This is a genomic window from Flaviflexus massiliensis (genome assembly GCF_001375495.1).
GTDB classification, from domain to species: domain Bacteria; phylum Actinomycetota; class Actinomycetes; order Actinomycetales; family Actinomycetaceae; genus Flaviflexus; species Flaviflexus massiliensis.
In genome coordinates this window covers 1,731,937-1,743,996 of the sequence record NZ_LN831058.1, presented here as the reverse complement: position 1 = coordinate 1,743,996, position 12,060 = coordinate 1,731,937, and the positions used below count along the sequence as shown (strand labels likewise).

At 59.2% G+C, this 12,060-nt stretch carries 11 protein-coding genes and 1 tRNA gene; 9 read left to right on the top strand and 3 right to left on the bottom strand.

Translation table 11 applies throughout. The features are described 5' to 3' along the window. The first annotated feature begins 46 nt into the window (after positions 1 to 46). From BN1241_RS11955 to BN1241_RS11925, 7 genes are all read left to right on the top strand, one after another. Entirely contained in the window at positions 47 to 313 is a 267-nt protein-coding gene (locus BN1241_RS11955; protein ID WP_054953771.1) for an HGxxPAAW family protein, read from the top strand. 55 nt (positions 314 to 368) lie between these two features. Beyond that, positions 369 to 1,154, top strand: coding sequence for an indole-3-glycerol phosphate synthase TrpC (gene trpC / locus BN1241_RS11950; RefSeq protein WP_054953770.1), 786 nt, complete (start codon positions 369 to 371; stop codon positions 1,152 to 1,154). After that, entirely contained in the window at positions 1,151 to 2,362 is a 1,212-nt protein-coding gene (trpB, locus tag BN1241_RS11945) for a tryptophan synthase subunit beta (RefSeq protein ID WP_054953769.1), read from the top strand. The genes trpC and trpB overlap by 4 nt, the downstream gene beginning before the upstream one ends. Beyond that, the gene (trpA, locus tag BN1241_RS11940) at positions 2,362 to 3,153 is read left to right on the top strand and encodes a tryptophan synthase subunit alpha (RefSeq protein ID WP_054953768.1); all 792 of its coding nucleotides are present in this window, start codon (positions 2,362 to 2,364) and stop codon (positions 3,151 to 3,153) included. Before trpB ends, trpA begins: the two co-directional genes overlap by 1 nt. After that, a complete protein-coding gene (gene lgt / locus BN1241_RS11935) occupies positions 3,150 to 4,193 on the top strand; it encodes a prolipoprotein diacylglyceryl transferase (RefSeq protein WP_077138381.1) in 1,044 nt (347 codons plus the stop codon). The genes trpA and lgt overlap by 4 nt, the downstream gene beginning before the upstream one ends. 391 nt (positions 4,194 to 4,584) lie before the next feature. Then, positions 4,585 to 6,015: a pyruvate kinase gene (pyk, locus tag BN1241_RS11930; protein WP_054953767.1), complete on the top strand. Its 1,431-nt coding sequence runs from the start codon at positions 4,585 to 4,587 to the stop codon at positions 6,013 to 6,015. Positions 6,016 to 6,069: 54 nt separating this feature from the next. Further along, positions 6,070 to 6,151, top strand: a tRNA-Leu gene (locus BN1241_RS11925). A gap of 159 nt (positions 6,152 to 6,310) precedes the next feature. Here BN1241_RS11925 and BN1241_RS11920 read toward each other — a convergent pair. Next, on the bottom strand, positions 6,311 to 6,715 hold the full coding sequence (locus tag BN1241_RS11920; protein ID WP_054953766.1) for a hypothetical protein: 405 nt from the start codon (positions 6,713 to 6,715) through the stop codon (positions 6,311 to 6,313). 533 nt (positions 6,716 to 7,248) lie between these two features. On the opposite strand from BN1241_RS11920, the gene BN1241_RS11915 reads away from it, so the two are divergent. Then, on the top strand, positions 7,249 to 7,803 hold the full coding sequence (locus BN1241_RS11915; protein WP_077138434.1) for an ANTAR domain-containing response regulator: 555 nt from the start codon (positions 7,249 to 7,251) through the stop codon (positions 7,801 to 7,803). A gap of 136 nt (positions 7,804 to 7,939) precedes the next feature. Here the strand turns inward: BN1241_RS11915 and BN1241_RS11910 are convergent, their stop codons facing one another. Continuing rightward, on the bottom strand, positions 7,940 to 8,329 hold the full coding sequence (locus BN1241_RS11910) for a PaaI family thioesterase (protein ID WP_187117638.1): 390 nt from the start codon (positions 8,327 to 8,329) through the stop codon (positions 7,940 to 7,942). A 56-nt stretch (positions 8,330 to 8,385) separates the two neighbouring features. On the opposite strand from BN1241_RS11910, the gene polA reads away from it, so the two are divergent. Then, complete coding sequence (polA, locus tag BN1241_RS11905; RefSeq protein ID WP_230198320.1) at positions 8,386 to 11,076, top strand: DNA polymerase I; 2,691 nt, start codon at positions 8,386 to 8,388, stop codon at positions 11,074 to 11,076. Here the strand turns inward: polA and BN1241_RS11900 are convergent. Further along, a complete protein-coding gene (locus tag BN1241_RS11900; RefSeq protein ID WP_054953762.1) occupies positions 11,051 to 11,839 on the bottom strand; it encodes a class I SAM-dependent methyltransferase in 789 nt (262 codons plus the stop codon). The genes polA and BN1241_RS11900 overlap by 26 nt on opposite strands. Positions 11,840 to 12,060 lie beyond the last annotated feature (221 nt).

Sequence of the window (12,060 nt, the reverse complement as noted above, 5' to 3'; positions counted from 1 at the left end):
AAAACCGGGTTAAGCTGTGCACAGACGTCGACAAAGGAGCACGAAGGTGACTAAAGAGACATATCGCCTGCCAAAGCAAGCGCCGTTCCACAACGAAGGTAATACGGTGGCTGGATGGACGCTGACCTGGGGAGTAAGCCTGGGAGTCCTCCTGACCGGTATCGGCCTGATTGTCAGCCCCATCATGATGTGGATTGGCATCGCTGTGATCGTCATTTCCATCGCTGCCTCTTTTATTCTGTCCAAGGCCGGATACGGCCAGCCGCGGAGCTTGACGAACACCGCTAAGGGCGGCGCCTGGTACGACAGCTGAGAAGGCGCAACCAAGGGGCGCCTCGGCGCCCCTTTTTACTGTATGAAAGGTAGTCATGACCGTTCTTGACGACATTATTGTTGGTGTCCGCGAAGATCTCGCCGCGCGAGAAGCCGAAACTCCACTCGCACAAATCAAGGAAGCGGCACGCGAGGCCGCACCGGCTCTCGATGCTCGAGTAGCACTGCTTGGTGAAGGCATCGCCATCATTTCCGAAGTGAAGCGATCGAGCCCCTCGAAGGGAGCTCTCGCCGACATTCCCGAACCGGGTGATCTGGCTATCGCCTACCAGTCCGGCGGTGCCTCCGTGATCTCCGTTTTGACCGAGTCACGACGCTTCGGTGGGTCGCTCGCGGACCTCGACGAGGTGCGTGCCAAGGTGTCGCTGCCGATCCTGCGCAAGGACTTCGTTGTCACCGAATACCAGATCTACGAAGCACGCGCCCACGGTGCCGACGTCATTCTCTTGATCGTTGCGGCACTGGATGATGAGCTGCTGAAATCGCTCCTGGCACTGACGCGGGAGCTGGGGATGACGGCGCTGGTCGAAGTGCATACCGAAGAAGAAACGCAGCGCGCGATCGATGCTGGTGCTGACGTGATCGGCATCAATGCTCGCAACCTCAAGACGCTCGAGGTCGACATGGGCATGTTCGAGAAACTCGTTGCTCTCGTTCCCGATCAAGTTGTCAAGGTTGCGGAATCCGGTGTTTCTTCTCCGGAGGACGTTCGCGCCTACTACGAGCAGGGCGCCGATGCTGTTCTGACCGGTGAGGCTCTCGTGCGCTCCGGTGATCCCAAGGCAGCGGTTGAAGCGATGATTGCGGTGGTGAGCGAATGAGTGAGATCGGACTGACCGGCCCCTACTACGGTGACTTCGGTGGACGCTTCATCCCCGAGTCGCTCATGGCGGCACTCGATGATCTGACGGACGGTTGGGAGAAGCTCAAGGCCGACCCCGAGTTCCTGCGCGAACTCCACGAGTTGAACAAGACCTACACGGGTCGCCCCTCAATCATTACCGAAGTGCCGCGCTTTGCCGAGCACTGCGGGGGAGCCCGGGTCATCCTCAAACGTGAAGACCTCAACCACACCGGTTCCCACAAGATCAACAACGTTTTGGGCCAGGTCCTGCTCACCCGGAGCCTCGGGAAGACTCGAGTGATCGCGGAGACGGGAGCGGGACAGCACGGTGTCGCCACCGCGACCGCTGCCGCACTCCTCGGACTCGACTGCACGATCTACATGGGTGCGGAAGATGTACGCAGGCAGGCACTCAACGTTGCTCGAATGCGACTCCTGGGTGCCGAAGTCGTGTCCGTCCACCAGGGTTCATCCACCCTCAAGGACGCGATCAACGAAGCGTTTAGGGAATGGGTGGCAACGGTTGAAACAACCAACTACATTTTCGGAACCGCGGCCGGCCCGCATCCCTTCCCGGGACTTGTTCGGGACCTGCAGCGAGTGATCGGTGACGAGGCGCGAGAACAGGTTCTTCAACTTACCGGTGAACTTCCCGACTGGGTGCTTGCCTGCGTCGGCGGTGGCTCCAATGCGATTGGCATGTTTGCCGCATTCATCGACGATCCTGACGTCAAGCTCGTCGGACTCGAAGCTGCCGGTGATGGTTTCGAGACCGGGCGCCACGCCGCACCCATTAACCTCGGCGAAATCGGGATCCTGCACGGTGCGAAGACGTATCTCATGCAGGACGAGGATGGTCAGACCATCGAATCGCATTCGATCTCGGCAGGCCTCGACTATCCGGGTGTGGGACCAGAGCACGCACACCTGGCCGCAACTGGCCGGGTTGATTACCAGCCCGTGACCGACAAAGAGGCCATGGAAGCGTTCTCTCTGCTGTCGCGCACCGAGGGCATCATTCCCGCCATCGAATCAGCCCACGCCCTTGCCGGCGCGATTCGGATCGGCAAGGAGAATCCGGACTCGACGATTCTCGTGTCCCTGTCGGGACGGGGTGACAAGGACGTGGAGACTGCCGCGACCTGGTTTGGACTCGATGGTTCTGCAACACGGGAGGTGCACTAATGAGGGCCGCTGAAAAGATTGATGCCGCGAAGGCAAAAGATGGTGCCGCATTTATCGCCTACCTGCCCGTCGGCTACCCGGACCTGCAGGGCAGTGCCGATGCGGCGGTTGCCGTGGTTGAGTCGGGTGCCGACATTGTTGAGCTTGGCATTCCCTACTCCGACCCGGGTATGGATGGTCCGATCATTCAGGAAACCACCCAGGAAGCCCTCGCGAAGGGCTTTAAGATGAAGGACCTGTTCGGCGTTGTCGAGCAGGTGGCAGCTACGGGTGCCGCGGTTGAGGTCATGACCTACTTCAACCTCATTCTTCGCTACGGCGTGGACCGGTTCGCTCGTGACTTCAAGAACGCGGGTGGTGCTGGACTGATCACTCCCGACCTCCCTCCCGAGGAGGCAGGCGAATGGATCGCAGCCTCGGATCAGTACGAGCTCGACCGGATTTTCCTCGTCGCACCCTCCTCTCGCCCCGAACGCCTCAAGCTCATTTCGGAAACCTCGACCGGCTTCGTCTACGCCGCATCCACCATGGGTGTGACCGGCGCGCGGGCCCAGGTGGATGATCGGGCACGGAAGCTCGTGGCCGATACTCGCTCCCACGGTGCGGAACGTGTCTGCGTCGGTCTCGGTGTCTCCAACGGCCAGCAGGCCTCCGATATCGCCGAGTATGCGGATGGAGTCATTGTCGGTTCCGCACTCATTCACGCACTCAAGAACGACCCGAGCCTGAGTGAGCTGCGTGCCCTGGCAACAGATATTGCCAACGGTTCCCACCGCGAAAGTTCCTCATGATGCCACTGTCCATCCCCTCCCCGCCGGAAGGCGTGTGGATGATCGGTCCGCTCCCACTCCGCGCCTACGCAATCGCAATCCTCATCGGCATTGTTGTTGCCTGGTGGATTCTTGAGCGCCGCTACCGCGCCAAGGGCGGCCCCGCCGATGTGAGCTTGGATGTGGCGGTGTGGATGGTCGTGTTCGGCATCATCGGTGCCCGTCTCTACCACGTCATCACCACCCCGGAACCGTATTTCGGGGAGAACGGTGACCTGTCGAAGATCATCAGGGTCTGGGAAGGTGGGCTCGGAATCTGGGGGGCCGTGGCCCTCGGTGCGGTTGGTGCCTGGATTGGCCTCAAACGTAGGGGACTGCGGATTGCACCATTCGCGGACGCTTTAGCACCGGGCATGCTCATCGCCCAAGCCATCGGCCGCCTCGGCAACTACTTCAACCAGGAACTCTACGGCCGCCCCACAGACCTGCCTTGGGGTCTCGAGATCGACCCGAAAAATATCGTTGGTGGATATCCCGATGGGACGCTCTTCCACCCGACGTTCCTCTACGAACTGCTGTGGTGCCTCGCTGGTGCGGTCCTACTCGTCGCATTCGAACGCAAGTTTAAGTTCAAGGGCGGACAGTCCTTCTGGGCCTACGTCATGATCTACACGGCAGGCCGAGTATGGATCGAAAACCTCCGCATCGACGAAGCACAGGTCTTTGCTGGCCTGCGCCTCAACGTGTGGACCTCCATCGTCATGTTTGCCGTCGCAACCCTGTTCTTCCTGTGGCGGACAAAGGTTGTGAGGACAGACGGTTACGAGGACAAGATCTACCTCGACGACCATGAGCCAGAGGCTGACCCCGATGGGGACAGCTCTGAACTAAACGCCAAGAAGGCTGCCAAGGAAGTACCTGCCCCGGCTTCTCCCGATTCTGACGGTGAGGAAGGCCAAGCGCGCACCGACGTCCAAGCAAGCAAGGTTGCCACCGATTCCGGTGAAGACACGGCCGAGGATCACTCGTCCACAGAGGATGCTAGCGACGTTGACAAGTAGCTAGCTGCCGCTAACTCCCGTGCCGAAAGAAGCACGGGAGCAAAGCAGGCAGAGCGAAAAAGAAGAGTGTTGGCCCCGCGGATTCCATTCCCCGGGGCCAATTCCTCTTTGCCAACACCTCTTTGAAGCATCGACCATATTGAGTACCTTCCCACCATGATCATGACCCGGCAGGGTGCTTTTCTACTGTCCTGCGCGCATTGGGTGTGCGTAGGTTCGAGGGCTACGAACTTTCACTGCTTCTCACGAGGTTTTCCAGTCCTGCACATAGGTGCAAAACGTCCGGGATAGTGTCCTGGAAGGCCTGCTTTCCCTAGGAAGTGGGTGAATGTGGTGTGAATTATCGCGTCGGACTGCAAACTTAGGACTTTAGTTGGGTAAAGTTGAGCCTATGCGAAGAGCGAAAATTGTCTGCACCATTGGTCCTGCGACCTCGAGTCCTGAAAAGACGCGCGAACTGGTTGACGCCGGTATGAACGTCGCGCGCATCAATGCCTCTCACGGTACCCACGCGGACCATGAAGAGACCTACCGGAATGTTCGTGCCGCGGCTGAAGCCACCGGCAAGGCCGTCGCCATCCTGGTCGACCTTCAGGGTCCCAAGATCCGACTTGGCAACTTTGCCGATGGTTCTGTCATCCTCCGGAAGGGCGACGAGTTCACCATCACCACCGAAGATATTCTCGGTGACAAGGACATGGTGTCCACGACGTTCAAGGGTTTGCCAGGCGACTGCAAGCCTGGCGACAACATCCTGATCGACGACGGCAACATCCAGGTCAAGGTCAAGGACGTTGTTGGTCCCCGTGTCATCACCGAAGTTCTCGTGGGTGGCCCCGTCTCCAACCACAAGGGCGTGAACCTGCCCGGCGTTGCCGTGTCCGTTCCCGCACTGTCCGAGAAGGACAAGATCGACCTCGAGTGGGCTCTCAACCTCGGTGCCGACCTGATCGCACTCTCCTTCGTCCGCTCAGCTGAAGACATCAACGACGTTCATGAGGTGATGGACCGCGTGGGACGCCGCCTGCCGGTCATCGCCAAGATCGAGAAGCCCCAGGCCGTTGAGAACCTTGAAGGTATCGTCGAAGCATTCGATGGCCTCATGGTTGCTCGTGGCGACCTCGGTGTGGAACTGCCCCTCGAGCAGGTTCCGACCGTCCAGAAGCGCTGCATTGACTTGGCTCGCCGCGCCTCCAAGCCCGTCATCGTCGCCACCCAGGTGCTCGAGTCGATGATCACCAACCCCCGCCCGACCCGCGCCGAAGCATCCGACTGCGCCAACGCTATCCTCGATGGTGCCGACGCTGTCATGCTGTCCGGTGAAACCTCGGTCGGTCAGTACCCGATCGAATGTGTGCGCGTCATGGGTGACATTATTTCCTACACTGAAGAGCACGGCATGGAGAACATTGTTCCGCTCAACGAGTCCCTCAAGACCCGTAACGGTGTCATCACTCGCGCCGCTCTCGACATTGCCGAGGCACTCGACTGCCGCTATGCCGTCACGTTCACAACCTCAGGTCTGACCGCGCGCCGCATGTCACGCCTTCGTTCCCCGATTCCCCACCTCGTGTTCACGCCCTTCGAGGCCACCCGTAACACCCTCGCCCTGTCGTGGGGTGTTGAGGCCATCATCGTTCCCGAAGTCCACCACACGGATGAAATGGTGGAGCAGGTCGACCAGGTCCTCCGCGAGCATGAGCTTGTAAACGAAGATGAACGGGTTGTCATCACCTCGGGTATGCCTCCCGGCACCGTTGGTTCCACCAACTCGATCCGGGTGCACAAGATCGGTGAAACCCTTCCGCCCCGGAATAGTTAGAGTCACCTAATTTAAGGTAGACTCAGCAAGGCTCGAATCACGGTTCGAGCCCCCGCTCCGGTGGTGGAATTGGCAGACACACCGCACTCAAAATGCGGCGCCGAAAGGCATGCGGGTTCAAGTCCCGCCCGGAGTACAAGTAGTCCCGGCCCTAACGGGCCGGGACATTCTTTTTCGTTTGAAGACGCGGGGAGTGGAACATCCCTCGTGCGTGGATTCAGGTCGTTTGTGTCTAGTGCCGGATCGTTCTCTCATTTCGTGCCCGAAAAAGGGTCATAAGGCAACGCGAGAGCGGTCAGTCGGCTGAATCCGCCGACGGAGCAGAGGATGGGGAAGGTGCGGAGATTGGGGAGTCCGCCTGGACCGGTGCGGGGGCTGGCTGCGCGGGAGCTGGCTGGGTGACAGCAGGTGCAGGAGCGGGAGCGGGCACAGCCGGTGCCGGGGAGGCCGCAGAGACCGGAGTGGATGCATTCGTGGTTGGTGCCTCCGTCGCTGACGGTGCCGTGACAGCTGTTGTGGCACTCGATGACTCGGTCTTCTCGTCAGATTCCGGGTTCTCGTCCTGGGTCGTGTTCTCCACGTCGTAGGTGAGGCTAGAAGGAACGGGAAGATTGTCATCATCTGCATTGGCCAGGCCCACGCCAGCGATGATCCCAAGGCCTCCGAGACCACCCGTTGCGATCCACAATTTGCGAGACATTAGCCCTCCAGTCTCGGTGCCGCCCAGTTGTTTCTAAAGGTTCTGGTGCGAGCGTTTCGAGTTCTTTCCATTGTCTTTCCCTTGACCTACTTCCACCATGAAACAGGATTGAGGTGAAACGGAAAGGAGAGGGACATGAGAGGGTTCTCATCTACACATACGATAAGAAATCAACGTTAAAGTGGCGGTCGTTAACTTAAGGTTAATGTCAAATCGAAGCGATGGTGGGACACGGTAAGCGTTCTCACAGTGGCGAAATGCTGGGCGAAAGTGGCGGTATCAAGCCGATACGCTGACTTCGCAGAACGGGTCAGCGGTGCACTTGTGTGCAAATGTTGGCGGCGGCATGCCGATTCTCCAGCGAGAGCGCTACTCTTAGGGCGATAATGTCCATGGGCATATACATGGCCCGGTGCCGTCATTTGCCAAAGGAGGCCACGGTGGTTGATAACCAAGAGAACTCGCTTGATGACCTCGAGTTCAACGCTGACGAAGCAGGGCGCAACGAGGAACGCCACTATCGTGCGCTCGTTGTGGAAGACGAGGCACTCATTCGTCTCGATATTGTCGAGACCTTGACTGAGGCCGGCATTGACGTCGTCGGGGAAGCTGGTGACGGCGAGGAAGCAGTTGAGAAGGCGAAAGAGCTCGAACCCGACGTCGTTGTCATGGATGTGAAGATGCCGGGCATGGACGGGATCACGGCTGCCGAGCAGATCCTCGCCAACCGCACCTGTGCCGTCGTCATGCTGACCGCGTTCTCCCAGAGCGAGCTCGTCGAACGAGCACGAGACGCCGGAGCGATGGCCTACGTGGTCAAGCCCTTTACTCCCGCCGATCTGATTCCCGCAGTCGAGATCGCGGTTTCCCGCTTCCAGGAAATTGTTTCACTCGAGTCCGAGGTCGCCAACCTCACCGAGCAGTTCGAAACCCGTAAGCAGGTCGACCGCGCCAAGGGTCTCCTCATGTCGAAGATGGGACTGACCGAACCGGAAGCGTTCCGCTGGATCCAGAAGACATCGATGGACCGCAGGCTGACAATGAAGGAAGTTGCTGACGCCGTTATCGATCAGGTTGGCGGACGCTAACAATGCCACCCGGCATGTGCCCTACGTGAATAATGACGTGAACACGTGCCGTGAAGAATATTAAGAGGTTGGGGTGTGCACGAATTCAAAGTGCACACCCCAACCTCTTTGCTTTTAACTTTCAGGCGTCCGAATTCTAAATTCGGGGTTTCACGAAACGCACGGTAAGGCTTCCGAATGCGGTGAGGCGTACGCCGGAGAAGATCTCGACACGTACCCAGATGGAGCCCTTGGAGACGGAAACTACCTCACCCACTGCACGCACCTCGTCGGCGGTTGCTGGGCTGACGTGAGAAACATGGAGGTCGGTGCCAACGGGAACCAGGTCCTCGGGGCAGTGCCTCATGGCAAGACTGGATGCGATGTGCTCGACAAGGAAACCGTTCATACCGCCGTGAAGCAAGCCGTAGGGTTGGGTGTTTCCTTCGACGGGAAGCGTGGCTTCCGCGCGGTCTTTTTCATATGAGAGATAGTGGATGCCGAGCTTCTCTGCGGCCGGTCCACCGCCCAGGTCAAGATGTTTCATGCGCACAATCATAGGCCCTTACTGAATTTATCCGAGCCGACACGTACTCTAGTCTTGTGAACCAACGACTTCTTCTTCTCGACGGACACTCTCTCGCCTTCCGCAGCTTCTTTGCGCTACCGAAAGACAGCTTCCGGACCGACCAGGGACAGTACACCAACGGCATCCATGGCTTCATCAGCACCCTGCTGAAGCTCTACTCAGATGTGAAGCCAACGCATGTGGCGGTGGCCTTCGACCTGTCGGGAGGAACCTTCCGCACGAAGGAATACGCGGAATACAAGGGCGACCGTGCCGAAACCCCGGAAGAATTCAAGGGACAGATCCCCCTTATCCAAGAAGCACTCGATGCTCTCGGGATCGCGTGGATCACGAAGGACCAGTTTGAAGCTGACGACATTGTCGCGACCCTGGCTGCTCGGGGCACGGATGAGGGGATGGAGGTCGTGATTTCCTCCGGGGACAAAGACTCCTATCAGCTCGTCAACGACAAGGTGACCCTGCTGTACCCGATGCCGCGATCGCAGATGCTCAAGATGACACCCGAGGTTGTGAAGGAACGAACCGGTGTCACCCCCGAACAGTATCCGGACATGGCAGCACTCGTGGGGGAGAAGGCTGACAATCTCCCGGGCGTACCCGGAGTGGGTGCGAAGACCGCCCAAAAGTGGATCGAAACATACGGCGATCTCGAAGGCATCATTGAGCACGCCGATGAGATCGGAGGCAAGGTCGGTCAGTCCCTGCGAGACAACATTGACCAGGTGCGTCTCAACCGGAAGCTCAACCACCTGCTGAGAGACATGCCGCTCGAGGTGGGTTTTGAGGATCTCGAGCCGAAGGGCGTCAACCGCGAAGCGGTTCATCAGCTCTTCGACACACTCGATTTCACTTCGCTGCGAGCACGCGTGCTCGCGGAGCTACCGCTCGCAGAGGGTGACCAGGAAGAATCAGAAGAACTGCTTGCCGACCTGACCGTCACGGTAGCTGAGCCCGGGGATGTGGCCAGCTGGCTCAGGGACCACGATGGTGCCACGATCGGTTTCTTTGTTGAAGGGAACGGTGAACCATTCCGTGGGGACGTCGAACGGCTCTCCCTTGCCATCGAAGATGGCAAGGCACTGGTCGCGAACCGTCAGGAACTCTCCGTAGAGGACGAAAAGGCACTGGCGGCGTGGGCTGAATCTGATGCTCCGAAGATCGTGCACGGAGCCAAGTGGACCTGGCATGCCCTCAAGGGATCCCTCGACATTGAATTGGCAGGGGTCACGGTTGATACGGAACTGGCCGCCTACCTACTTCACCCCGACCAACGCAATTACGACCTGGCTGATCTCGTGGTCCGTCACATCGGTGTTGTGCTCGAAGACATGGCGGCCGACGAACTTGATCTTGGCCTCGGGAACCCCGTGGCCGAAGGGCCCGCCAGCCGCGCCTGGTCGCTCCTCCCACTCTCGAGCGTTCTCATGCGAGAGGTTGAGCAGCGGGGCGCAAAAGAACTGCTTGACGTGATCGAGATGCCGCTCATGACCGTCCTTGCCAAAATGGAGCACCTCGGTATTGGTGCTGACCGAAACGTTTTCGATTCGCTCTTCAAGGACTTCGATTCGCGCGTGAATCATGCAGCCGAATCCGCCTACAAGGCAATCGGCCACGACGTGAACCTGTCGAGCCCGAAACAACTCCAGGGCGTGCTCTTTGACGAGCTGGAACTGCCGCCCACGAGGAAAACGAAGTCCGGGTATACGACGAATGCGGAAGCGTTGACGGACCTGTTCACGCAGCTGGCACACCGGGAGGATGACAAGGCGGTCGCGGGACGTGAATTCCTCGGTCAGCTCCTCGAGCACCGGGACGCGATCAAGCTGAAGCAGTCAGTGGAAGGCCTGGGGAAGTCGGTGCTGTCCGATGACAGGATCCACTCCACGTTCCAGCAGACTGTTGCCGCCACGGGCAGGCTCTCCTCAACGGAACCGAACCTGCAAAACATTCATGCTCGCACGGAAGAAGGCCAGCGCATCCGCGAAGCCTTCGTTCCCGGCGAGGGCTACGAGTCGATCATGACGGTCGACTATTCGCAGATCGAGATGCGACTCATGGCTCACCAGTCGGGCGATGCTGCGCTCATTCAGGCCTTCATTGACGGTGAGGACCTCCACTCCTACGTGGCAGGCCACGTGTACAACATTCCGCCCGAAGAGGTGACGCCCACCCAGCGCAACAAGATCAAGGCCATGAGCTATGGTCTTGCCTACGGGCTGTCCGCCTTCGGACTGTCGCGTCAGCTCCGCATCGACGTGGCGGAGGCCAGGCAGCTCATGGATGAATACTTCGAACGCTTCGGGGCCGTCCGGAACTATCTCGAATCGATCGTGGCCCAGGCCCGCAAGGATGGGTACACGTCCACGATTCTGGGAAGGCGCCGCTACCTGCCAGACCTGACCTCGGATAACCGGCAGCGCCGCGAAGCCGCGGAACGCATGGCACTCAATGCCCCCATCCAGGGCTCGGCCGCCGACATCATCAAGATTGCGATGCTCGGGGTCGATGAGGCGCTCCGTGAAGGAAAGTATGCGTCGCGGCTTCTCCTCCAGGTCCACGACGAACTTGTTCTCGAGATCGCACCGGGTGAGGAGAACGCGATTCGTGAGGTCGTGATCGACAAGATGGGATCGGCCGTCACCCTGTCAGTGCCGCTCTCAGTTGGAGTCGGCGTAGGAGCTAACTGGCGGGCCGCTGCGCACTAACAATGAGGGTGCCGGGGAGCATCGCTCCCCGGTCCGGCCCCCACGCACCCCACGTCTCAGAATTCCCGGCGGGCCAGCCCGGCTCCAGGATCTCAGCGACAAGAAAGCCTGATTGGGATAGCCCATTCATGTGGTCCGCAACCGTGTGCGGGAACTCCGCGTACTCTGTTTTTCCGCTTGAGCTCTCGACGTAGGCTTCCTTCTTCCCGTAGGGACGCACCACGGTCAGATCGTCACGGTACGGAGAATCGGGGAAGACCCAGGAAAACGGATGCGTGACGGAATAGATCCACGACCCGCCTGGCTTCAGCACCCGATAAATCTCTTCGAAAGCGGGACCGAGATCGGGGACAAAGCTGAGTGCCCCAAACGAGGTGAAGACCGTGTCGAAAGTTGCGGCCTCGAAGGGCAGGTTCTCGACGCCGGCAACGTGGAGCGGGAAGTCGTAGCCTGTTTTCTCGTTGAGATGGTGGGCTGTTGCGATCATGCCGGGGGAGATGTCGGTTGCGGTGACATCGTGGCCCTGGGATTTGAGCCAGCGAGAGCACTGAGCTGCCCCGGCACCGATTTCAAGAATACGTCCAGGCCTTCTTGGGAGAAGTTGCAGATCCTCTTCGGTCCACCCTTCCGGGCTCCACTGAAACTTCACAACACCGAGGGACGGGTGCTCGGCAAGATAATCATCCCCATACGTGTCCCACCATGTTGCGGCGATGCTGTCAGGGTTGGGAACACTATGGGAGGGTTCGTACATGGGTTGCATGCCATCAGTCTCCCACGGGAAACCCGGTGACAGTGCCGCGCAATGGGTGGTGAGAACCGGTGCTCAAAGTTAATGGTTGGTGACCTCCCGGTATCGGAGGGTCTAACGCGTCACATGTTTTGGAAGTCTGCGCGAATTGGCCTGGCATCTTGGGAAACATCGCGTTATTGTTGATTCTTGGATGTCCTTCGGATAATCCACTTCAACTGTCCAAACTATTA

What these genes read in the sequence shown, in the direction of transcription:
- trpC (WP_054953770.1), top strand. Translation starts at nt 369, where the DNA reads ATGACCGTTCTTGACGACATTATTGTTGGTGTCCGCGAAGATCTCGCC.
- trpB (WP_054953769.1), top strand. Translation starts at nt 1,151, where the DNA reads ATGAGTGAGATCGGACTGACCGGCCCCTACTACGGTGACTTCGGTGGA.
- trpA (WP_054953768.1), top strand. Translation starts at nt 2,362, where the DNA reads ATGAGGGCCGCTGAAAAGATTGATGCCGCGAAGGCAAAAGATGGTGCC.
- lgt (WP_077138381.1), top strand. Translation starts at nt 3,150, where the DNA reads ATGATGCCACTGTCCATCCCCTCCCCGCCGGAAGGCGTGTGGATGATC.
- pyk (WP_054953767.1), top strand. Translation starts at nt 4,585, where the DNA reads ATGCGAAGAGCGAAAATTGTCTGCACCATTGGTCCTGCGACCTCGAGT.
- BN1241_RS11920 (WP_054953766.1), bottom strand. Translation starts at nt 6,715, where the DNA reads ATGTCTCGCAAATTGTGGATCGCAACGGGTGGTCTCGGAGGCCTTGGG.
- BN1241_RS11910 (WP_187117638.1), bottom strand. Translation starts at nt 8,329, where the DNA reads ATGAAACATCTTGACCTGGGCGGTGGACCGGCCGCAGAGAAGCTCGGC.
- BN1241_RS11900 (WP_054953762.1), bottom strand. Translation starts at nt 11,839, where the DNA reads ATGCAACCCATGTACGAACCCTCCCATAGTGTTCCCAACCCTGACAGC.